This window comes from Bradyrhizobium sp. (genome assembly GCF_036009065.1).
GTDB lineage: Bacteria > Pseudomonadota > Alphaproteobacteria > Rhizobiales > Xanthobacteraceae > Bradyrhizobium.
This window is the reverse complement of record NZ_DASYMN010000323.1, coordinates 22,017-43,356: the sequence shown is the minus strand read 5'-3', so window position 1 is coordinate 43,356 and position 21,340 is coordinate 22,017. Positions and strand designations below refer to the sequence as shown.

The 21,340-nt window shown below is 60.9% G+C and carries 17 protein-coding genes, 1 tRNA gene and 2 pseudogenes; 6 read left to right on the top strand and 14 right to left on the bottom strand.

The window, feature by feature from the left end; all coding sequences use genetic code 11:
• Window positions 1-83: 83 nt before the first annotated feature.
• Window positions 84-338, top strand: a complete 255-nt coding sequence (locus VGP39_RS20030; RefSeq protein WP_327569830.1) for a hypothetical protein — start codon at window positions 84-86, stop codon at window positions 336-338.
• Between the two features lie 30 nt (window positions 339-368).
• Here the strand turns inward: VGP39_RS20030 and VGP39_RS20025 are convergent, their stop codons facing one another.
• Window positions 369-1,601, bottom strand: a complete 1,233-nt coding sequence (locus VGP39_RS20025) for a rhodanese-like domain-containing protein (RefSeq protein ID WP_327569829.1) — start codon at window positions 1,599-1,601, stop codon at window positions 369-371.
• A gap of 51 nt (window positions 1,602-1,652) precedes the next feature.
• Complete coding sequence (locus VGP39_RS20020) at window positions 1,653-1,796, bottom strand: hypothetical protein (RefSeq protein ID WP_327569828.1); 144 nt, start codon at window positions 1,794-1,796, stop codon at window positions 1,653-1,655.
• Between the two features lie 379 nt (window positions 1,797-2,175).
• On the opposite strand from VGP39_RS20020, the gene VGP39_RS20015 reads away from it, so the two are divergent.
• Window positions 2,176-2,586 carry an NUDIX domain-containing protein gene (locus tag VGP39_RS20015; protein WP_327569827.1) on the top strand — a complete coding sequence of 137 codons (411 nt, stop codon included), beginning with the start codon at window positions 2,176-2,178 and terminating at the stop codon, window positions 2,584-2,586.
• Here VGP39_RS20015 and VGP39_RS20010 read toward each other — a convergent pair.
• The 5 genes and pseudogenes from VGP39_RS20010 to VGP39_RS19995 form a co-directional block, all read right to left on the bottom strand.
• The gene (locus VGP39_RS20010; protein WP_327569826.1) at window positions 2,571-3,143 is read right to left on the bottom strand and encodes a hypothetical protein; all 573 of its coding nucleotides are present in this window, start codon (window positions 3,141-3,143) and stop codon (window positions 2,571-2,573) included. The two genes, VGP39_RS20015 and VGP39_RS20010, sit on opposite strands and share 16 nt — an antisense overlap.
• 15 nt (window positions 3,144-3,158) lie before the next feature.
• A complete protein-coding gene (locus tag VGP39_RS28210; RefSeq protein WP_414644744.1) occupies window positions 3,159-3,485 on the bottom strand; it encodes a DUF3850 domain-containing protein in 327 nt (108 codons plus the stop codon).
• A gap of 51 nt (window positions 3,486-3,536) precedes the next feature.
• On the bottom strand, window positions 3,537-5,651 hold the full coding sequence (locus tag VGP39_RS20005) for an FAD/NAD(P)-binding protein (protein WP_327569825.1): 2,115 nt from the start codon (window positions 5,649-5,651) through the stop codon (window positions 3,537-3,539).
• Between the two features lie 79 nt (window positions 5,652-5,730).
• Window positions 5,731-5,807, bottom strand: a tRNA-Arg gene (locus VGP39_RS20000).
• 132 nt (window positions 5,808-5,939) lie between these two features.
• Window positions 5,940-6,107, bottom strand: a pseudogene (locus VGP39_RS19995) (alkene reductase); the annotation flags it as partial.
• A gap of 204 nt (window positions 6,108-6,311) precedes the next feature.
• On the opposite strand from VGP39_RS19995, the gene VGP39_RS19990 reads away from it, so the two are divergent.
• A complete protein-coding gene (locus VGP39_RS19990; protein WP_327569824.1) occupies window positions 6,312-7,289 on the top strand; it encodes a tripartite tricarboxylate transporter substrate binding protein in 978 nt (325 codons plus the stop codon).
• Window positions 7,290-7,489: 200 nt separating this feature from the next.
• Here VGP39_RS19990 and VGP39_RS19985 read toward each other — a convergent pair whose 3' ends face one another.
• Window positions 7,490-9,337 (bottom strand): putative bifunctional diguanylate cyclase/phosphodiesterase, encoded by a 1,848-nt coding sequence (locus VGP39_RS19985; protein WP_327569823.1) that lies wholly within the window; start codon window positions 9,335-9,337, stop codon window positions 7,490-7,492.
• Window positions 9,338-9,611: 274 nt separating this feature from the next.
• On the bottom strand, window positions 9,612-10,580 hold the full coding sequence (locus VGP39_RS19980) for a sensor histidine kinase (protein ID WP_327569822.1): 969 nt from the start codon (window positions 10,578-10,580) through the stop codon (window positions 9,612-9,614).
• A gap of 159 nt (window positions 10,581-10,739) precedes the next feature.
• On the opposite strand from VGP39_RS19980, the gene VGP39_RS19975 reads away from it, so the two are divergent.
• Window positions 10,740-11,582, top strand: a complete 843-nt coding sequence (locus VGP39_RS19975; protein ID WP_327569821.1) for a glucose 1-dehydrogenase — start codon at window positions 10,740-10,742, stop codon at window positions 11,580-11,582.
• Window positions 11,583-11,752: 170 nt separating this feature from the next.
• On the opposite strand, the pseudogene VGP39_RS19970 reads toward VGP39_RS19975, so the two are convergent.
• Window positions 11,753-11,983: pseudogene (locus tag VGP39_RS19970) on the bottom strand (hypothetical protein); the annotation flags it as partial.
• 150 nt (window positions 11,984-12,133) lie between these two features.
• Between VGP39_RS19970 and VGP39_RS19965 the strand changes: the two are divergent.
• The gene (locus tag VGP39_RS19965) at window positions 12,134-13,153 is read left to right on the top strand and encodes an adenylate/guanylate cyclase domain-containing protein (protein WP_327569820.1); all 1,020 of its coding nucleotides are present in this window, start codon (window positions 12,134-12,136) and stop codon (window positions 13,151-13,153) included.
• Window positions 13,154-13,288: 135 nt separating this feature from the next.
• Here VGP39_RS19965 and VGP39_RS19960 read toward each other — a convergent pair whose 3' ends face one another.
• The 4 genes from VGP39_RS19960 to VGP39_RS19945 form a co-directional block, all read right to left on the bottom strand.
• A complete protein-coding gene (locus VGP39_RS19960; protein ID WP_327569819.1) occupies window positions 13,289-14,665 on the bottom strand; it encodes a cytochrome P450 in 1,377 nt (458 codons plus the stop codon).
• 386 nt (window positions 14,666-15,051) lie between these two features.
• Entirely contained in the window at window positions 15,052-17,205 is a 2,154-nt protein-coding gene (mdoH, locus tag VGP39_RS19955; protein WP_414644742.1) for a glucans biosynthesis glucosyltransferase MdoH, read from the bottom strand.
• On the bottom strand, window positions 17,193-18,704 hold the full coding sequence (locus tag VGP39_RS19950; RefSeq protein ID WP_327569818.1) for a glucan biosynthesis protein G: 1,512 nt from the start codon (window positions 18,702-18,704) through the stop codon (window positions 17,193-17,195). Before VGP39_RS19950 ends, mdoH begins: the two co-directional genes overlap by 13 nt.
• Before the next feature lie 219 nt (window positions 18,705-18,923).
• Complete coding sequence (locus tag VGP39_RS19945) at window positions 18,924-20,165, bottom strand: LLM class flavin-dependent oxidoreductase (RefSeq protein WP_327569817.1); 1,242 nt, start codon at window positions 20,163-20,165, stop codon at window positions 18,924-18,926.
• 233 nt (window positions 20,166-20,398) lie between these two features.
• Between VGP39_RS19945 and htpX the strand changes: the two genes are divergently transcribed.
• Window positions 20,399-21,307 carry a zinc metalloprotease HtpX gene (gene htpX / locus VGP39_RS19940; protein ID WP_327569816.1) on the top strand — a complete coding sequence of 303 codons (909 nt, stop codon included), beginning with the start codon at window positions 20,399-20,401 and terminating at the stop codon, window positions 21,305-21,307.
• Window positions 21,308-21,340: the final 33 nt, after the last annotated feature.

The window sequence follows — 21,340 nt, the reverse complement described above, 5'->3', positions numbered from 1 at the left end:
ATAATTTTCCGCGATGTGAGGCAGTTCACATCCGCCCACCGCCTTTCGGGCTATCGCGGTGCAACACTTATTGGGAGGCGTCGATGCCTTCACGCCATCAAGCCGGAGAAAACAACCGCGGCGCCCATCGGCTGGGAATCCTTGCGATCCTGGCGCTCCAGATTGCTGTCTTGCTCGCGGTGTCAGGCGCGGCGATCGTCTACGTCGACTGGTCGTCGAGTGCCGCGCAAGCGGAATTCATGCGAGCGATCGAATCGGCTTCCGGCCCGGGCCATCACGCACCGCCGCCTGCACTCCAACCGGTCAAGGACCGAAAGGCCTGTGCCCGTAAGGCGTGAGGGAAAGATTCGCCCGCACGGCGGTCTTGCTCAAATCACAGAGAACCCGTGGCTGGCGTCGCGCCTCAGCTGTTCGACCAGCCCGTATTCCCAATCGAGATAGGCCTGCATTGCGTCGGTGTCGACGTCGGTGCCCTCATAGGGACGCCGATAGCGGTGGGACGGATCGGGTTTTGGCAAAACGTCCGGCGGCCCCACCTCCAGCGCGCGGTCATATCCGCCGTCGAGCACGCAGGTGTCCCAGCCCATCTGCGCGAGCCAGGACGCGGTCATGTCCGCGCGCACGCCCCTGTCGTCGGTCAAGAGGATGCGCCCGCCGCGTACGGGTGCGGCCATGTCGATCTCCTGGACCAGCTGCCCGCCCGGATAGTGGCGGAAGCCGGGAATGTGACCGGCCGCATAATCGTCCGCAGAGCGAACGTCGAAGCGATAAAGCGTGCGGTGAGCCTGCGCCTGCAGCGCGATGGCGTCTTCCGTGCCGAGATGGCGAACGCCGGCGCGATAGGCGACATCCCGGGCATTGGTTTGCGCTCCCTCGAACAGGCCGATCCCGCCGCGCCGTTCCGCTCCATGTTCGAGACGCTGGTTTGCAAGCGTCCAGCCGATCGTCCCGTTTCGCAGCGCCAGCACCCGGTTGGCGACGCCGGCGTTGACCAGCGACTGGGCGCCGATGATCGATCGGGTACGGCCGGCGCAATTGACGATGATGGTGGTCTCCGGATCCGGGGCAATGCCGCCCGCGCGCAGCACCAGTTCCGCGCCGGGCACGCTGATCGAGCCGGGTATGTTCATGGTCGCATATTCGTCGAAGCGACGAACATCGAGAATCGCGATATTGGCGTCGCCCGCAATCAGCGCGGCGACCTCGTCGGCGGGGAGCGAAGGCGTGTGCTTGCGCTGTTCCACCAGTTCGCCGAACGCCTTGGCGTAGGAATTCACATCCCTGAACAACTCATAGCCCGCCATCTGCCAGGCCCGCAGTCCGCCGCCGAGCTGGCGAATGTCGGTGTATCCCAATGCCGCCAAGCGATCCGCTGCCAAGGAGACAAGGCCTTCGCCCGCGTCGTAGATGACGATCGGCACATTCTTGCGCGGCAGCCTGACCTCGGCTTCGAGCTCGATCCTGTCGGCCGCCATATTGGCGGCGAACAGCGGATGGCCGGTGGCATAGGCCGCCTCGTGCCGCAAATCGAGCAGGGCGATTTCATCGCGCAGCAGCAGCGCGCTGCGGACTTGTGAGGGGGTGACGGCGGGTGTGGTCATCGGGGAAAGGGTTTTGAAGGGATCGCGGCTGCGTGCCGCATCGTAGTCGCATCATAAATGCAGCAATTCAATCACACATTCAATCGCGCCCTCGCAGGTCCAGTCAACCTCGTGCACGCTGTCCATCGCGGATCCGCGTTCGTCGCGGACCATGGATTGGCCGGCGCTCACCGAGAGGAATTGAAAGGCGAACATCTGCCGATCGTCAGGCGCGGAACTGCGCAGTTACCCTCTAGAGCATGATGGATTTAGGTTGAAGCGGCTCCTTCTCACCTCTCCCCGGAGGGGAGAGGTCGAAGCCGGAGCGCAGCGCAGGCTTCGGGTGAGGGGTCTCTCCACGCAACTGGACTCGCAGGAAGTCCCCTCACCCGCCGCGCATCTGACGATGCGCGTCGACTTCTCCCCTGCGGGGAGAGCGATGGCGACTAGAGCTCTTCGAGCTTAGAGATGGGACTTTTCCCCGCTAAACCCGCTAACTTATCCACAGAGGGCATTGCTAAATTCAGCTTGCGGCGCAGTGCGCACATAGATTCAATGCCCTGATTCGCTATCCCCCAGTCAACTGGCCAGTCAGATGTCACAGCAACGCGAGATCGTGAAAATCGGCTTAGCGGTCACCGACGGCAACCGGCTGCTACTGGTAAGGAAGAAGGGGGGAGAAAGTTTCATCCTACCTGGCGGCAAGCCCGAGCTAGGGGAAAATGATCGGCAAGCTCTCGTCAGGGAAATAGAAGAAGAGCTGGGTTGTGGTGTTGATGCATCAAGCATCGATTTTCTAGGCTCGTTCTCTGACGTGGCAGCTGACCTTCAAGACACCATAGTAACTGTCAGACTTTATTCTGCCAAGCTAACCGGCCTGCCATCGCCGCAGTCTGAAATCGAGCAGCTGAGGTGGTTCAAGCCGGACTGTGAGAGCGATCCAACTCTCGCTCCTAGTTTGCAAAATCAAATAGTACCATTTCTCTGTTCTCACGGACACTTGTGAAACGACGGGATCAAGCCACACACGTGAGCGTCTAGCTGCTCGTGAAGGCCGGGCAAATCACCCTCGTTACAAATCTTAATTTCTGCTGCTTCTATTGCAAGATCAGTCCGAAGAACGTTTTTCTCGAGCTCGTCTCTTTCGACGAGCTTTTCACGTGTCATGGTCTTCTCAGATCTTAGCGCAACACGGTCGGCACGAACGTCGAACGAAGCTAAAATCGATACCAAGACAGCCGTCGCATCGAAAGTCTTTCGATAATGATCTAGCTCTTCTAACGAGCAGATAGCGTCGATGACGACGGATCGTCCGAGGGCAAAACTGGCTCGGATTGTGGGAGTAACAAGCACAGCGAGACCTGCCATCCCGTAGAGTTCTCGAAGTCCAACCCTTACATTTTTTTCACTGTCGGCCCCAAGTGGCAATCGCCGTGCAATGACTTCATCGGTGATTAATTGACCGACATAAATGCGATTTGCTCCGCTTCGAGCAGTTATGTACTCAATGGCGGAAGTCTTCCCCGCACCAGAGTAGCCGGTAACTCCCAAGAGCTTCGGCATCTCTGATCGCGCCTCCTACCCGCAAAGCGCAATACTAAGAATGCAAAAATTGGGATGCAGGGCATCTTGTGATAGCGCGCAAGGAACATCCGAAGATGTTATGTACGTAATGCGAACAACCACGGATCGGCCCGTGTATGCCCGTGATTCTGGGTCGTATTCTTCAAGTAAAATCTTGTCGCCCACCGCAAACGCGCGGTCATCCGCGCGACGAAGGTCATGCGTTTTAAGGCCGCGTCGAATTGGGTCAAAAAACTCAGGCCAACACTTGAGCCGATGAGCCACAGCATTGGTGGTCACCTTGCTGGTCTGTGCTCCAGCGATTTGATCTTGGCGAACCATATTGCCTCCCTGGCTCGTCGCTTTTCTAAGCGGCTCCGTGAACTGGACCTATCATATAGGCCTGATTTGCGTGGGTACGAAGTCCGAATAATCGAAATTTAGCTGAAAAGCTGAAGTTGTTGCCGGGGGCGAAACGTCTACAAGCTCCAACGATCGGGCGGCTTTGCCTGCCAGCGCCTTCACCGCAGTACGCTTGCTGCCAATGGCCGAAAGGCGGAAGTTTCGTACTCGGCCGAGGTCGTCGGCAAAAGAGGAACGAGTGAGGCTGTTCAGAAAACGCTGAGCAATCGAAATAAGGATCTGCAAGCTCTTGTCATCGACAAAGAAATCAGGAGCGTCACTGTCAATATAGATAACGGCTGCAACCGGCTCTGGAAGAGTGTAGTTGCGCTCAGGCTCGACCAATGGGATCGCCAGAATGAACCCGACTTCCTTAGCCATTTTGCTGGATGCGTCGTTCAATCGGAGATTGGTCATGGTGTTCTCCAGAAGACGCTTGCTAACACGACGCCTAGAGCGAATTACTCGACGGCACTGGTACGCCAAGCCGATAGTCGCGTTGCGAGCTGGAAAGGTGCGCCCTGCGGTCCTCTCCGGCACCAAGGCGATGCCTTGATAATCGCAGGCTTGTTGCAGCACTTCCTCCGTGCCGATCTGCAACGCTCGATGAATTGTTACACGTAGCCGTTTATCGAGGGGATGCGAACCGCTGAGATACCCCGCAATCGACGAACACAATGCTGTCGCGAGAAGCGCAGTCGGGCTTGGAAGATACTCTTTCCGCCAGCTCTTTTTCAGTTCGTCGGGCAGTCGGGAAGCACCGTCCCTCGGTCCAAAAAATCCGAAGTAGCCGCCCCGCCAGGCGATGCTATCCGACAGAGAGAATGAGGATGATCGGGACCGCCTTTTGAATGTGGATAAAAGCGTTCCAGAAAGTATTCGCGTAATTTGAGCAATTCTGTCAGTCCCGTGTCGTATTACGACACAATCGCGACCGAGGTCGTGCTGCGCGATGACCTTTTCGGCATCGATGCTGGTTGGAATGAATCCGCCACACTTAAACAGGAGATAGACTAGAAAGCGATTCTGAAACGATGTCCCCGGCCCAAAGACGGCTGCAAAGCTTTGTTGACGAATGTGAAGAATTACGTTCGTATCTCGTCGCAACCTTTTGCGCAGATCGTCGCAGATGGCTTTAAATTCAATCGCAATCGGGCCCTGCTGCTCGCCCAGTGATTCGAAGGAGGCGAATAAGGAAGTAGGGCGCCTCGCCGCGAGATCGCGACGATAAAGGTCTACTATCGCGCCGAGTAACTTTGGCTTATTGGAAAACAGCTGGTCCAAGATTCGATCTGGTCTGTAGTGAGAAATTCTAAGACGAAGAAGGTCGATCATGGCGCCATCGCCCTGCCCCGAAACAAGAAATGTCTTGCTGGGTTGATCGAGGCTAGGCTGGCCTAATTGCTCGTTGCGCCAATAAGAGATCGCATCATGCTGCTCAAGCCCGAATCCCACAGCCAAGACCACATGATCAAAAACCTTAGATGCACCGACTGCATGAACCTGGGCGTCCTCGTCCATGGTTGCATCTCCTGGGTTACGTCGCTCTCCCACCCATTCGACGGCTAGCCCCTTCCCAGGTGTTGCGGTGACCTGCAGGTGACCCGCATTGCAATAAAGCTTAGGTTTTAGCGGGGCGTGCTCTACGGTTGCCTTCCACTCCGTCATAATCTGTACAACGACGTCCGATGCTCGCGCCGCGGACCAATTTAGGACTGGCAACATCGCTACATTCATTTCGCTTCGCGGGCCGGGCCAGTTGTAGATTTGAGGATGAAGCCAACGAGAGTCGCTGCCGTGCTGAAGGGGCAAGAGAGTATCTCTCTCTTCAAAGATTGTGATTTCTACGTTCGCGCGTTTGGCGATTAATCCCGCCGCAAACGTCAAACCAGCAAACCCACCACCCACGATGGCGACCGTTTTCGGTTTGCTCGTGCGTCGGTTTGGGATGACACAGTCAACAATTTTGCCTTCGATAAATGCCCAAGCCAGATTGAGCGCGCGAATCTGTTGGCTAAGTACCGTAACGCCGCTGTGAAAAGTGCCGATTGAATAGAGGGAGTTCGCACCGATCTTGCAACCTCTGAAGATCTGTGTCGGCCTCATGTTCCCTCGCGCCGCTTACCCGGTGCTTACCTGCCCAAAGTAGTAAAAAGCACCAAATTACTTAAATCGTTGAGATAATTGGCGCACCCGACACGATTCGAACGTGTGACCTTTGCCTTCGGAGGGCAACGCTCTATCCAGCTGAGCTACGGGTGCGTGGTGGTGATGTAGCCGATCAGGCGCACCTCGGCAACGGGCTCGGTGGGGCATAACGGCGGCCGGCGTCTGGCGCGGTCCCGGCTCTGCGGAGCAGCGAAGGGGCGCTGCACCGCGTGCGGGACACGAGGCTTACGCGCGTTGCAACTCGTCATGAAACGGATAGTCGGTATATCCGGTCGCCTCGCCGCCATAGAACGTCGCGCGGTTATACGGCGTGAACGGAACGCCATGCCTGATCCGCGCCGGCAGGTCCGGATTCGAAATAAAATGCCGGCCGAAGGCGATGGCATCATATTGGGTTTGAATTGATGCGTCATGCCCGGCCTTGTGCCGGGCATCCACATCTTTGAGCCAGATAAAGACGTGGATGGCCGGGACAAGCCCGGCCATGACGAACTTGTGGGTTGCTTTACGCCATCTGTATTGTTGGCGCGGGGTGTGGTTCACTTCGCCCGCGGCGTTCAGCCGCCAACAAATTGAGAAGCCGATGGGGAGAATTTCATGCGGATAACGCGGCGTACAATGATTGCCGGCGCGGCGCTGGCGCCGTTTCTGACGCGCAGCAGAACAGCCAACGCGCAAAACTGGCCATCGGGCATCATCAAGATCATCGTGCCGTTTCCGCCGGGCGGCACCGTGGACCCGATCGCGCGGCTGGCGCAGACCGGAATGCAGCAGCGGCTCGGCGCCACCATCGTCATCGAAAACAAGTCCGGCGGGTCGGGCAGCGCGGGCACCGCATCGGTGGCGAAGTCGGCGCCCGACGGCAATACCTGGCTGTTCGTGTTCGACACCCATGCCGTCAATCCGTTCTTGCAGAACCTTCCGTTCGACACCGTGAGGGACCTCGATCCGGTGGTGCTGATCGGCACCGCGCCCAATGTTCTGGCGACGCACCCGTCGCGTCCCTACAAAACGCTGGCTGACGTCATCGACGCGGCGAAAGCAAAACCCGACACCCTGACCTACGCGTCGGTAGGCTCAGGCAGCGTCGGGCATCTCACCATGGTGCAACTGACAAAACGCGCCGGCATCAAGATGGTGCATGTGCCCTATCGCGGCGGCGGGCCGGCCATGAACGACGCCATCGCCGGCCACGTCGACTTCATCATCGGCAGCGCCGCATTGGTGATGCCGCAAGTGAGCGCCGGAACGATCCGTCCGCTGCTGCAAACCGGCAAGACGCGCATTCCGACACTGCCAATGGTGCCGAACGCCATCGACAGCGGCTTTGCGGACTTCGAATCCTACGCGTGGTGGGGCGTCTTCGCGCCGGCCGGCACGCCGAAACCGATCAACGAGCGGTTTGGCAACGCGCTGATCGAAACCCTGCGCGAGCCGGGGATTTCGAAACAGATTTCGGAGAATCTGCAGGTCACGATGCTGCTGGGCGGCCCCGAAGACGAGCGCAAATTTCTCAAAGCCCAGATGGACCTGTGGGGGCCGATCGTGCAGGAGAACAACATCAAGGGCGAGTAGCAAAACTCCGTCATTGCGAGCCAACGGGTCGGCGCGAAGCGCCGCCCGATGACAGGCTCCGCGAAGCAATCCAGAGGCCGCGAAGTAAGACTGGATTGCTTCGTCGCAAGTGCTCTTCGCATGACGAACTCTGAATCGTCCCCGCGAAGGCGGGGACCCATACGCCGTGTCGTCTCGTTTCGGCAGTGGTGCGTTTTTACTTACCGCCCATAGCCGTTAGCGCGGGAGTAAACCGGACGGGTTTCCGGCGCGGGACGATTTTCCGAGATAGCTCGCACCGCGCTTGCGGCCCGCCCCAGCGCGCCGAGTTCCTCCAAAAAAATCGGCTTGGAGAAATAAAAACCCTGGGCGTAGCGGATTTTGGTGGCGGCTTGCAGATAGGCCAGTTCCTCGAAGGTCTCGAGGCCCTCGGCGATCACGGTCATGCCGAGCGCTTCGCTCAGGGACTCGATGGCTTTCAAAATGCCCTGGCTGCGCGGGCGTTTGTGGATGTCGGTGATGAAGGAGCGGTCGATCTTGATCTCGTCGGCGGTGATGTCGGCCAGCGCCGACAGCGACGAATAGCCGATGCCGAAATCGTCGATGGAAATCCCGACCCCGAGCTGGCGGAAGATCGGCAGAATCTCATCCTGGAAATGAGTTTTTGCAACGAACGCATCTTCGGTGACTTCGATAATAAAACGCCGCGGGCAGCCGGTGGCCTCCAGCGCGCGGGCAAACGACTGCATGAATTCCGGATTGCCGGCCTGTTTTGCGGCGACATTGATGCTGATGCTGGTGTTGGCCCCAAAAGTATCGTTGATCAGGTCGATCGACTTCATGATCTCGGCCAGCACCAGATGGGTGAGTTCGTCGATCAGCCCCAATTCCACCGCGAGATTGATGAAAGTGCCGGGCGCCTGAATCACGCCGTCGTCGTTGCGCAAGCGAACCAGCGCCTCGATGCCTTTGATTTCACGCGTTCTGATATCGACCTTGGGCTGGAACGCGCAGCAGAAGCGCTTGTCGAGAATCGCCAGCCGCAGCGATTGCTCGATTTCCATGCGCGCCAGCGCCTCGCGTTCCATGCTGACGTCGAAGAACACCGCGGCGCCCTTGCCCTCGTTCTTGACGCGGTACATCGCGATGTCGGCGTTCTGGCGCAGCGCGTCATAGCTGCGGCCATGCTCGGGATAGAGGCTGACGCCGATCGAGGCCGATGCAAACACCTCGGAGCCGTCGACGAAGAATGGCGCCCGCAGCCGCTGCAGCAGGAACTGGATGTATTCGGTCACCTCCTGCTGGCTCTGGATCGGATTGAGCAGCAGCAAAAATTCGTCGCCGCTGATCCGCGACAGCATGTCGCTTTCGCGTAAATCGAGTCCGAGGCGGCGCGCGACCTCGACCAGCAAGGCATCACCGATGGCGTGGCCGTAATAGTCGTTGATGTGCTTGAAATTATCGATGTCGAGAAAGGCGAGCGCGAATTTGTCCGGCTCGTCATCATGCAGCAGGTCGTTGACATGCCGTTCGATCACCCGCCGCATCGGCAGCCCGGTGAGCTCGTCATAATAGGCGCGGCGGAACAGCTCGTCCTGGACCGCCTTCTGCTCGCTAAGGTCCGCGGAACTGGTCAGCAGCAGCCTGGTATTGGATATAACGACCGGCCGGTGGGTGGTGAGAAATGTCCGCTTGACGTGGCCATCGGCGACGCATTCCTCAGTGACGGCAACGCGGTCCGCGCGCAGCAACTCGACGCAGGTCTGGCGGCGACCGGCCAGCTCTTTTGTAGGCAGCGGCGCGGTTGACGGGGCGGCGAGCAAATCGGCGGCTGGAAGCTTGAATTGGGCTGCGGCAGCGTCGTTCACCAGCAGAAAGCAGCCGTGCTCGTCCTGCACCGTTATGCCGGTGGGGAGCATCCTGAAAATTTCGGTCAGAAGGTTCAGTTCGGCGTGAACGTCGCGCTCGCGCCCGACGCCGATTGTGGCGGAAGCCGCGCCGGGGCGAGCGGAGGTCCGTTCGCCGTCGCCTGCGAGGGTGGAGAAGTGTTGTTTGTCGGCACTTTGCATGGTCGCCGACCTTCGCAACCTCTCTTGTAGTTTTCGTTAAGTCATTCCGAGAAACCTGATGACAGCACATGGCGGGGCCGGTTTGCATGGAACCGACGCGAGTTGTCATTAATAGAGTGTCAACGGCGACCCTCAGTCGTCATGGCCGGGCTTGGTCCCGCCTGCGCGGCGGAAGCCGCTTCGGCGAGGCGAAGGCCCGGCCATCCACGTCTTTCTTGCTTTGGTGAAGGTAAGACGTGGATGCCCGGCGCAAGGCCGGGCATGACGAGCTATTTTAAGACAGATCGCGCGGTATCCGGCATTTCAGCGTGCAATGAACGCCGCTGCGCAGGAATGCGATCTCGGTCTTGCCGTCAAACGGCTTCAGCGCGTAATTCAGCAGTTTAGTCCCGAAGCCGGGTTCACCCACGGCGCCGATTGGAGGGCCTTCGGTCTCGTCCCAGACAATGGTGAGGCGGTCGTCGCTGACGGACCAGGAAACCTGCAACAAGCCGCGGGCCGCGGAAAACGCGCCGTATTTGACGGCGTTGGTGGCGAGTTCGTGGAAAATCAGCGCAAGGCTGACGGCGAACTTGGCGGGAAGAAACAGCGGCTCGCCGTTCAACGTAAATCGCACATGGCCGTACGGGCCGAGTTCGGAGAGCAGCAGTTCCCGCAGGTCGCAGCCGTTCCCGTCAGCCCGTGCAATGAGTTCGTCGGTCGCCGACAGCGCGCGAATGCGCCCGTCGATGCTGGCCCAGATTTGCGGTTGATTATGCAGAACCTGACGCAGGACTGCGTGGATTGTCGATAATTTGTTCTTGAGGCGATGCTGAAGCTCGTCGACGACCAGCTTTCGGTAGGTCTCTTCCTCGGTCAGGCGCTTTGAAATCTCGCGGTGATGGGACGCGATCGATCGATAGTGGCAGGCGCCCCATATGGTGAGCCCTGACACCAGCACATAGATCAGCAACAGGGCAGGTCGCACGGAATCGGCCGGAGTGTCGCCAAAGGCCACCACCGCGCCGAGCAGGCCGCCCGCCGCCGCGGTGGCGAGACCGATGCGAAAGCCGCCGAATGTCGTCGCGAACAGCACGGCCGGAAAATACGGCGCAAAGGCCAGTTCGGGCCGGATCAGCGACAGGCCCCAGCGCGCTGCGGTTGCAAGCACAAGGCAAAATGCGGCAAAGCCGACGCTCAAAAGCAGCGGCGGTTGCGATGTCCCCTGCCAGCCGCGCCGAAATTCGTCAATCCATTTCGCCATCTGTCCCATTCAGCCGACCGGAATATCGAAAATAAGGCCGACCATAGAGGAAAAATCCCGATGGCAAAGGCAAATGGCTGACAGCGGCCGGCATGGCTTGCTTTGCTGATCGCAAGCCGGGAATATGCCGGGACGAACTTGCCTACACAGGAGAACGACATGGGGCGGCTGGACGGAAAGGTCGCGGTCATCACCGGCGCGACCAGCGGCATCGGATTGCGGACGGCGGAAATCTTCGTCGAGGAAGGCGCGAAAATCGTGGTCGCCGGTCGCCGCGCGCCGGAGGGCGAGGCGCTCGCCAAAAACCTCGGCGCCAACTGCATCTTCCGCCAAACCGACGTCACCGAGGAAGACCAGATGCGCGCGCTGATCGGGCATGCCGTCGACACGTTCGGCCGCATCGATTGCCTGTTCAACAATGCCGGCGGCCCGGCGCAGACCGGCGGCATCGAGGGTCTCGACGTCGCGCGGTTCGACGCCGCGATGGCGACGCTGCTGCGCAGCGTGATGCTGGGCATGAAACACGCCGCGCCGCATATGCGAAAGCAGGGCTCCGGCAGCATCATCAACAACGGCAGCATCGCGGGAACGCTCGCAGGCTTCTCGTCGTCGGTGGTGTATGGCGCGGCCAAGGCCGCCGTCATTCATCTGACCAAATGCGTGGCGATGGAACTCGGCGAATCCGGCATCCGGGTCAACAGCATTTCACCGGGCGCGATCGCCACCGGGATTTTCGGCAAGGCGCTCGGCCTCTCGGTCGAAGCGGCGGAGAAAACCCCGGCAGTGATGCGCGAGATCTACAAGACGCAGCAGCCGATCCAGCGCGCCGGGCTGCCGGAAGATATCGCTTATGCCGCGGTGTTCCTCGCCAGCGATGAATCATCGTTCGTCAACGGCCATGACCTCGTGATCGATGGCGCGATCACCGGCGGCCGCAACTGGACCGGGCAGCAGCAGGGCCTCGCCGCGATGCGCAAGGCATTTGATCAGGGCAAGGTGTAGTCACTTGCCGTCATCCGCGCTTGCGCGGCGTCTCGAAGGATCGCCACGGGCGCTTGTGGCCCATCCTTCGAGGCTCGCCGTGAAGAACGGCGAGCACCTCAGGATGACGGTGTGCTTGTTGAAGCCAAGACGCCTCTCAGCACGATTTGCTTTGCGGCGTCTCTCACGACCCGCCCGTGCTCGCGCAGAAAGCCGCGCCCCGACGCGGTCAGCCGGATCATCACCTCGCTCCCCTTCACATGCTCGCGCACCGCAAATCCGCGGTCCATCGCGTCCTCCCATACCGTCAGCCGCGGGCACGAGGTGCGCCACGCGTCGATCACGTCGGCGTAGCTGCGGGGTTCGCGGCCGATCCATTCCAGGAGGTCGAGGATGAGAGGATCGAGATCGTTGCGGATCATGACAGGCTCCGGGCGCTCCGATTCCTTGAAGCTGACCGTATTTTGGACCCGCGCCCGATAAAATCCAATCTCCTTTTTGGCGATGCGATCGCCCCGCGGTATTGCGCCCGCTCCCGTGTATAGTCGGTGGGCGTCACGCGGGGGTGCATCATGAACGCAAGGCTCGAAAGAAGGCTGCGAATATTCGCCGTCATCATTGTGGCGGGCACGATCGCGGGATTTGCGGTCAGCTTTGCGCTGGGGCGCACTTCACCTACCTCCATGGCGGTAGGAGTCGTATACGGACTGCTGATCAGCGCGACGATCGGCGGCGTCGAGCTATTCGTCCTGGATGGCCCGATGCGGGCGTGGCTTGGTAATCTCTCGTTCACGGCCAATCTGATTGCACGGAGTGCGATCTACGCCTCGATCATTGTGATCATCCAGCTTTTCCAGCCCGGTGAGGTCATCGCCGGCGTGCCACGCCAAACATCCAGTGGAAATTTCTGGTTCGGCTTTATCTATTCCGCCGTGCTCTCGGTCTTGATGAATCTGGTCTTCGGCATCGCCAACCTGATCGGCCCGCGCGCGTTATTGAATTTCATCACCGGGCGCTATCACGCGCCGGTCGAAGAAAACCGCTTCGTTTTGTTCGTCGACATCGCGGGATCGACCGGCCTCGCCGAACGGCTCGGCGGCGTCGGCATCCACCGCTTCCTCGATCGCACCTTCCGCCTGCTCACCGTCGCCGTCGTGGACACGCGCGGCGAAGTGCTGGGCTATGTCGGCGACGAGGTGATCGTGACCTGGCCGGAACGCGGCGGCTCAGTCGATGGCCGTCCGCTGCGTTGTTTCATGGCGATGCGCGATGCGTTGTCGCGCGCCTCAGGCCAGTTCGAACGCGAATTCGGCTCGAGCCCGCGGATCCGCGGCAGCCTGCATTTCGGGCCTGTGATCGTCGGCGAAATCGGCGACATCAAGCGCGCCATCGTTTTCAATGGCGACGTCATGAATACCGCGGCGCGGCTGGAAGAACTCAGCCGCAATGTGGAGGGAGGCTTTCTTGCGTCCCGCGCGGCGATGGCGCGGTTCAACTCCGCGCCGCCCTTCGCGGTTCGCGACCTCGGGCAACTGCCGATTCGCGGACGCGCCGATGGCATCGACGTGGTCGGCCTCGACGCGCCGGCGTAAGAGCGCCGTCATTGCGAGGAGCCAATGGGTCCGGCCTTTGGCTGGCCCGATGATAAACTCCGCGGCGCAGCAATCCAGCCTTTCTTGCGGCTGCTGGATTGCTTCGTCGCAAGAGCTCCTCGCAATGACGGTGTTTCACACCGCCTTCAGCGTCACCCGCAATCCATCCTTCGGTTTCGGGATCGGCCACATCTGCCATTGCGGCGTGTAGCCGGGCTCCAGCGAGACGCTGAGATTCTGCAGGAAATGCCGCGCGAAGCATTTGGCCTGCATGTAGGCGAAATGCAGCCCCAGGCACATATGCGCGCCGCCGCCGAACGGCACCCAAGCGAAGCGGTGGCGGGCGCGCTGCGCCTCGTCGGTGAATCGCAACGGATCGAACGTCTCCGGATCGGGCCAGATCTCCGGCATGTGGTGGGTGAACAGCGGGTTCACCGAGGTCATGGTGCCCGCCGGGATCGCATACCCCTTGAAGGTGAAGGCGCGGGTGGCGCGGCGCGGGATCGACGGCACCGGCGGCTTCATCCGCATCGCCTCCTTGAACGCCATCTCCGACAGCGGCATGGCCTCCAGCTTGTCGAACGTCGTCGCCTCCTCGGCGCGCAAGCCCAGCGCGTTCACCTCGTCGCGCAGCCTTGTCTGCCACTGCGGATTGGCGGCGAGCGCGCCGATGAACGACGTCAGCGACGAGGTCAGCGTGTCATGCGCCGCCATCATCAGGAAACTCATGTGGTCGACGATATCCTCAGTCGACAGCAGCGCGCCGTCGTCATGGGTGGCGCGGCATAGTTGCGAGAACAGGTCTTCGCCACCCTTCTCGCGCCGGAGCGGAATCTGCTGCGAGAAATATTTGACGATGCGTTCGCGGCCCTTGACGCCGCGCGCCATCTGGGTGCCGGGCCACGGCGTGCGGATCGGGGTGACGGCGGCGGCGACCATGTCGACAAAGGCGCGGGTGATCTCGTCGACCTCGGGGCCGATGCCGGCGCCGAGAAACGATGTGGCGGCGAGATCGAGCGTGAGCTGCTTCATCGCCGGATAGAACAGGATCGGCCCCGGCTGCGCGCGCCATTGCGCCACCCGCGCCGCGATGCCGGCGTCGAGTTCGGACAGATAGGACTTCATCGGCCCCGACTTGAACGCCACCGACAGCGCCCGGCGGTGCAGCCGGTGCTCGTCGAAATCCAGCAGCATCAGCCCGCGCGGAAACAGCCGGCCGAGCACGATCTCCCAGCCATAGGTGGAGGAAAACAGTTTGCTCTGGTCGAACAGCACCAGTTCGTTGGCTTCGGGACCGAGCACGCTGATGCTGGTCTCGCCGAGCACGCGGCTGCGATAGACGTGGCCGTATGTTGCGGCCATCCGTTCGACTTCGCCCTTGGGGTCGGCAAGCACCGCCAGCGTGCGGCCGATGATCGGCCAGCCCTCGTCGCCGGGAATATGGGCAAGCGCCGCGCGTTTCGGCGGGCCGACGAAGACCGTCGCGGGAGAGGCCACACTTTGCATCGACATGGCGAAAAGCTCCGGTTGATGCTTAAGCAAATCCACCGGCTTGTCCGGCCTTGTTTGAAAGCAGAGGTTGTCGCGTCGGCGGGCTGTTGGCAAGACCGATGCGGGCAAAAAGCGCGTAATCCACTTGCCGGCGGCATCGGTGCGCGCTGCTCTTAAGCTAGAGCATGATGATTTTAACTCGAATCGGCACGGCCCCCAGTTCACCTCTCCCCGCAGGGGAGGAGGTCGATGCGCATCGTTAGATGCGCGGCGGGTGAGGGGACTCTCCGCGAATCCGAATGCGTGGAGAGACCCCTCACCCGAAGCCTTCGCTGGCGCTTCGGCTTTCACCTCTCCCCTTCGGGGAGAGGTGAAAGGGAGCCGCGTTAACCTGAACTCATTACGCTCTAGGCGCGCCGAGGCGGCAGCTTAAGTAAACTCTGAAGCATGGCTCTCGAATTGAGCACCGCAAATGTCTCTCGCGGACTTAGATATTCAACAGCCTCATCGAAATTCTCGGCATCCTCGATTTTCGCCCGCGCAACCGCCAGATACGGATCGACCTGGCCGCGAATCCGCAGCGCCGGAGCCGATAAACTGCTCAAATGCGCTGCGCACAGGTCGGGATCGCTGCGGAGTTCTTGCAAAGGGCAGCGAACAGCTTGGTGCAACGTATGTACGAGTTCATTGGCGCGGCGTAAAACATTCGGCGGCGCCTGCCGCTCAGGGGTGGCAAACAGCCTGGACCGGCCATCGGCTGAGCGGGCCACGGACGACAGCATGGCGATGGGAATAGCCAGCAACAGGCCAAGAATCACCGGCGCCATCCACAGCAACAGCGGCAACGATACGGCATACGCGCTGGCAGCCATCAGGACGCCAAAAAAGGTCGGCAGCGCGTATCTGCGAACGATTTCACCACGTTGCACCTCGCCATCGTCGCGTCGCTGGACCTGCCAACCCGCATCACGCCCGACAAGGATTTCTCCCACAGCGGAGGATTGAAAGATCATCATGACCGGCGCGATCAGTCCGGACAAAACTGTCTCAATCACGATGCCGGCAAAAACAATAAAACCTCCGCCGAACTGCTTTCGGTATTCGGATTGCGTCAGCAGCAGGATGAAAGCGAGCAGTTTTGGCACGATCAGCAATCCCATCGTGCCGAGGAAAACCCAGGCAGCGAGGACAGGATCCTGCGCGGGCCATGTCGGAAACAGTGAAAATCCTTTCGGAAAATACTCGGGCCGGACGAATTGTGCCTGTAGCGATGTCAAAATCCCGAGCACCAGAAAGATCAGCCAGAGCGGCGCGGTGAGATAGGCCCCAATCCCGGTGAGCAGATGAAGCCGCGACACCCAGTGCAGCCGGCGCGCCGGAAGAACCGCCAGATGCTGAAGATTGCCTTGGCACCACCGCCTGTCGCGCGCGGCAAAATCCAGCAGCGAGGGCGGACATTCCTCAAAGCTGCCGCCAAGCGTCGGCGCCATCCGTATCGCCCACCCGCCGCGTCGCATCAGCGCGGCTTCGACGAAATCATGGCTCAGAATATGCCCGCCGAAAGGCTTGCGGCCGCGCAGTTCGGGAAGTCCGGCGTCGCGCGCAAATGCGCGCACGCGGATGATTGCATTGTGACCCCAATAATTGCCTTCGGAGCCGTGCCACCATGCGATTCCGGCAGCTATCAAGGGACCGTAAAGCCGTCCCGCAAATTGCTGCAATCGCGCGAATAACGTTCGGGCGTTGACCACGACAGGCAGCGTCTGGATCAGGGCCACGGCGGGATGCCGTTCCATGGCGTCGACAAGCCGGACAATGCTGTCGCCCGTCATCAGGCTGTCGGCGTCGAGTATGATCATATGGTCATAGCCGGCGCCGAACCGCCTGACCCAGTCCTCGATATTGCCGGATTTTCGCGCGGTATTTTTCGCACGATGACGATAGAAAACCTTGCCCGCGCCAAGGTCGCGGCGAAGCTGCAGGAAGCATTTCTCTTCGGCGATCCAGATCGAAGGATCGGTGGTGTCGCTCAGGATGAACCAGTCCAATTGCACGGCCTGCCCGGTCTGCTCGACGGATTCGGATACGGCGCGAAGCCGGGCCATGATGCGATAGGGGTCTTCATTATAGGTCGGCAGCAGCATTGCAGTTCTGCTGCGGATCGACGGAAGCGGGGCGTTGGGATCGATGCCGAGCGGATCGCGTATCCGCAGCAGCAGGACGAAGAAACCGGCCAATGTCGACATGAATGAAAACGCGATCCATGCGAACAGCAGCACGAACAGTCCGAGCACCAGCGCTTCAAGCACCGTGATGCCGCCGATCTTGAGAACGTCATACATCTCGTAGCAGCCCGCCAAGGTCAGGGCGGCGGTGCCGACGAGGATGTAGACCCGTCGCAGCAAAACCGGCGTTCTGTCACGTTGCTCGGTGCGGTCTTGGCTGGAAAAATCACGCAAAGCCTGCGTCGACATCGCCAGCGGCGATTCCGCGGGAAGGAAATCCTCGCGCCGATCCCGACCGCAGAATTCCTCCGCCGCAGCATGGGTCAAGGTGTCCATCGATAGACCCAAACCTCCGATATGGCGTCGCTGCCCTGCATCAGGGATGCGCGAAGCTCCACCGGCGCCTTTTCCTTGGAAATTTCGAAGCTCAACCGCCAGCCGCCGGTCATCGGATTGGGCTGGGTGACGATGTTCTGCACCTTGGCCTTTTCCGCCGAGACGACGCCGCGAATATTCTTGGGGTCGATGGATTTCAGCTTCTCGCCGACCAGATCGAGCACGAATATTTTGCTGCCCTCGTTTTTGGCGCCGACGGCGGTGCGAGAAAATCGCGCCAGCGACATAGGTTTGGGCGTATCGGGACCCCAGTGCAGCCGATAGGTATAGGTGTGCTCGCCTTTTGCCTGCAGCGCCGACTTGGGATGCCAGAAGGCGGCGATGTTGTCGTGAACCTCCTCCTTGGTGGGGATTTCGATCAGCTGCACCGCGCCTTCGCCCCAATCGCCGATCGGCTCAGCCCACAGGCTTGGCCGCCGCTCGAAGCCCGATTCAAGATCCTGATAGGCGAAGAAATCCTTTTGCCGCTGCATCAATCCGTAACCATGCGGATTGAGATCGGAGAAAGTGCTGATCTGAAGATCTTTTGGATTGTGCAGAGGCCGCCAGAGTTGCTCGCCTCGCCCATTGGAAATCGCAAGGCCGTCGGAATCGTGCACCGACGGCCGGAAGTCGTCGACGTCGATCCGGTCGTTTGGTCCGAAGAAAAACATGCTGGTCATCGGCGCGAGGCCGGGATGCTCGAGATCAACCCTCGGATAAATGGCCATCTCGACGTCGAACACGGTGGTATCGCCGGGCCTTATCGTGAAGCGATATGCCGCCGCCGTGCTTTCGCTGTCGAGCAGCGCGTGCACGACGATCGATGTGGCGTTCGCAACCGGCTTCTCGATCCAGAATGCCTTGAATAACGGGAATTCCTCACCCTTGGCTTGGCCGGTGTTGATCGAAAGTCCGCGGGCCGAAAGCCCGTAAAGTTCGCCCTTCGCAACAGCGCGAAAGTAGCTGGCGCCGAGGAAAACGCAGACCTCATCATAGTAATCGGGCTTGTTGATCGGGGCATGAAGCCGAAAGCCGGCGAAACCCAGGTCGATGCCGGGCTTGGGCGGCGCAGTGTCGCCAAACGAAAAGTGCTCGGGTTGATAGGCGATCTTGCTCGCCTGACCGTTTGCGACCTCATAGATATCCACCCTGTTGGCGTAGAAAAAGCCGCGATGGAAGAACTGCACTTCGAAGGGAAGTTTTTCGCCACGCCACAATGCGCGATCGGGCAAAAACCGGATCGCCCGGTAGCGATCATAGTCGAGGTCCTTCAGATTATCCGGCAGTTTGCTGTCTGGCGCCTTGAACGGTTTGCTGGCCGCATCCCGCGCCATCTGTCGGACGATCGAACGATCGAATGGAGCCGCCTGGGCTTGTGCAGGTATGAGGAGACCGCGTGCCGTCGCGGCCGCGAGCGGCAACGCGGCAGAGACTTGAAGAAAACCACGACGGTTCAAGGAGCCTCCAGAAACTGCAAGAGCAACGGTGGGAAACTCCGTTCAACCCGTCCAGTTCCACTCCGCGGAACAGCCTGCATTCTCGCAGCAAGACTGTAGGGTGGGCAAAGGCGCTTTTGCGCCGTGCCCACCATAAAAAATATCAACGCGTGATGTTGAATGTGGGCACGCGATCGGACGCGCGTTCGCGCGCCCGATGGCTTTGCCCACCCTACGAATTTACGCCTTCCTTTTCGCGGCCTCCTTCTGCAGGTCCGGGGCGTTGATGGTGGGGATCGCGACGCGGCCGGGGCCGGTGAGCGGCAGGGCCGCGGCGGCCTTGTCGTTCTCCATGATCTTGGCCATCACCGCCTGCCCCGCGCGCTCGAATATCGCGCGGTTCTCGATCACGAATTTCTGCGACTCGCGCAGCTTTGCGGTGTAGCCGTTGATTTCCGGGATCACGTAGCGCGCCACCATGTCCCAGCTGCGGCGGGTGTTTTCCGGATTGGCCCAGTCGTGCACGAAGCCGACGATGGTGCCAACGCCGCCGCTGACCTCCATCAGGTTCTTGATGGTCTTCACCAGATCGTCCGGGGTGCCGATGGTGGAGGCCGCGGCCTCGCCGCCGGCGGTTTTTTCGACCGCATCCTCGGGCGAGGTGAACGGCTGCAGGCCCGGCCGCTGCAAGGTGCCGACATTATATTCGTTGTGCCAGCGCATTAATCCTTCGCCGGCCTCGCGTTGCGCCTGCTCGCGGGTCTCGGCGATGTGCCAGGAGAGCAGCACGCGCCAGTTGGATCGGCTCACCGTGGTGCCGGCCTTCTTCGCGGCGTCCTCCGCAAAACCCCATTGCGTCGGCAGCGCCATCAAGCCTTGCGTCGACATCGAGCCCAGCGAGATGATGCCGATGCCGTATTTGCCGGCCAGCGTCATGCCCGAGGGTGATATCTGCGATGCCACCACGAACGGCATCTCCTCCTGCAGCGGGAGAAGCTGCAACGCGGCGTCGTTCATGGTGAACCAGTCGCTCCTGGCGGTAACGCGCTCGCCGTTGAACAGCCGCCTGATAATGCCGATCGCCTCGTCCTGGCGGTCGCGCTGCGTCATCGGATCGATGCCGAGCGTGTGCGCGTCGGAGGCAAGCGCCCCGGGGCCGGAGCCGAAGATGGCGCGGCCGCCGGTCATGTGGTCGAGCTGCACCATGCGCTGCGCCACGTTGAATGGATGATGATAGGGCAGCGACACCACGCCGGTGCCGAGTTTTATCCGTTTAGTGCGCTCGCCCGCGGCGGCCAGGAACATCTCAGGCGACGCGATCATTTCCCAGCCCGAAGAGTGATGCTCGCCGCACCAGAATTCGTCGAAGCCGAGGGCGTCGATCTGCTCGACGAAATCGAGGTCGCGGCGGAACTGCAGCATCGGATGCTCGCCGATCGGATGATGCGGGGCGAGGAAGGCTCCGAATTTCAGGCGCTGCATCGTATTCCTCCGGATGGATGTCGTTGTCCGGGGCATTGGTAGGCCAGCCGCCGCGGCCTGTAAATGCGGGACGCGGCACCGCACGGTGCAACTTCGCCGCAACGGCATGCGCTTTTGGGGGAGCCGGACGACGCGACGCGCTGCCGCGGGGCGCATCTTGCGCCCCGATGCCGTCGATCCCCATCTTTCGAGGTGCGCCGCGACAACGCCATTGTCGGGCGCTGGAGGAGAACATGAACTATTTCCGGACCGCCGTTCTTCTGGCAGGGCTGGCGGCGTTTTTCATGGCCATCGGTTATCTGCTGGGCGGAACCGGCGGGATGCTGATTGCGCTGCTGTTCGCTGGCGCGACGAACCTATTCGCCTACTGGAATTCGGACCGCATGGTGCTGTCGATGTACGGCGCCCATGAGGTCGATGCCCGCAGCGCGCCGGAGCTTCATCGGTTGGTCGCCGATCTCGCGGCGCGCGCCGGACTGCCGATGCCGCGGCTGTTCCTGATGGATAATCCGCAGCCGAATGCTTTCGCAACCGGCCGCAACCCGGAGAACGCCGCTGTGGCCGTCACCACCGGGCTGATGCAGTCGCTGACCCGCGAGGAACTCGCCGGTGTCATCGCCCACGAACTCGCCCATGTGAAGAACCACGATACGCTGCTGATGACCATCACCGCGACCATCGCGGGCGCGGTGTCGATGCTGGCGCAATTCGGCATGTTCTTCGGCGAAGGCCCCGGGTTTGTAGGCTCGCTGGCGCTGATGATTCTCGCGCCGCTCGGCGCCATGCTGGTGCAGATGGCGATCAGCCGTACCCGTGAATACGCCGCGGACGAGATGGGCGCGCGGATTTGCGGCCAGCCGATGTGGCTCGCCTCGGCGCTCGCCAGGATCGACGATGCCGCGCATCGGATTCCAAATCCGCAAGCCGAGCATGCGCCGGCGACGGCGCACATGTTCATCATCAATCCGCTATCGGGGCACGGCATGGACAGCCTGTTCGCTACCCACCCCTCCACCGGGAATCGCGTCGCCGCCTTGCAGCAGCTGGCTGCATCGCTCGGGCCGCAGGGCCGTGGCGCGGCCCCGGCAACGCAGCATGGCCCTTGGAATCGCCGATCCGGCGCGCGCGGACCATGGGGATAGGGCTGCGAATTTCCAGCGGGCTTGATGACGCCA

Excerpts from the sequence above, each read along its gene's own strand:
- VGP39_RS20030 (WP_327569830.1), top strand. The coding sequence starts at position 84 with ATGCCTTCACGCCATCAAGCCGGAGAAAACAACCGCGGCGCCCATCGG.
- VGP39_RS20025 (WP_327569829.1), bottom strand. The coding sequence starts at position 1,601 with ATGACCACACCCGCCGTCACCCCCTCACAAGTCCGCAGCGCGCTGCTG.
- VGP39_RS20020 (WP_327569828.1), bottom strand. The coding sequence starts at position 1,796 with ATGTTCGCCTTTCAATTCCTCTCGGTGAGCGCCGGCCAATCCATGGTC.
- VGP39_RS20015 (WP_327569827.1), top strand. The coding sequence starts at position 2,176 with ATGTCACAGCAACGCGAGATCGTGAAAATCGGCTTAGCGGTCACCGAC.
- VGP39_RS20010 (WP_327569826.1), bottom strand. The coding sequence starts at position 3,143 with ATGCCGAAGCTCTTGGGAGTTACCGGCTACTCTGGTGCGGGGAAGACT.
- VGP39_RS28210 (WP_414644744.1), bottom strand. The coding sequence starts at position 3,485 with ATGGTTCGCCAAGATCAAATCGCTGGAGCACAGACCAGCAAGGTGACC.
- VGP39_RS20005 (WP_327569825.1), bottom strand. The coding sequence starts at position 5,651 with ATGAGGCCGACACAGATCTTCAGAGGTTGCAAGATCGGTGCGAACTCC.
- VGP39_RS19990 (WP_327569824.1), top strand. The coding sequence starts at position 6,312 with ATGCGGATAACGCGGCGTACAATGATTGCCGGCGCGGCGCTGGCGCCG.
- VGP39_RS19985 (WP_327569823.1), bottom strand. The coding sequence starts at position 9,337 with ATGCAAAGTGCCGACAAACAACACTTCTCCACCCTCGCAGGCGACGGC.
- VGP39_RS19980 (WP_327569822.1), bottom strand. The coding sequence starts at position 10,580 with ATGGCGAAATGGATTGACGAATTTCGGCGCGGCTGGCAGGGGACATCG.
- VGP39_RS19975 (WP_327569821.1), top strand. The coding sequence starts at position 10,740 with ATGGGGCGGCTGGACGGAAAGGTCGCGGTCATCACCGGCGCGACCAGC.
- VGP39_RS19965 (WP_327569820.1), top strand. The coding sequence starts at position 12,134 with ATGAACGCAAGGCTCGAAAGAAGGCTGCGAATATTCGCCGTCATCATT.
- VGP39_RS19960 (WP_327569819.1), bottom strand. The coding sequence starts at position 14,665 with ATGTCGATGCAAAGTGTGGCCTCTCCCGCGACGGTCTTCGTCGGCCCG.
- mdoH (WP_414644742.1), bottom strand. The coding sequence starts at position 17,205 with ATGGACACCTTGACCCATGCTGCGGCGGAGGAATTCTGCGGTCGGGAT.
- VGP39_RS19945 (WP_327569817.1), bottom strand. The coding sequence starts at position 20,165 with ATGCAGCGCCTGAAATTCGGAGCCTTCCTCGCCCCGCATCATCCGATC.
- htpX (WP_327569816.1), top strand. The coding sequence starts at position 20,399 with ATGAACTATTTCCGGACCGCCGTTCTTCTGGCAGGGCTGGCGGCGTTT.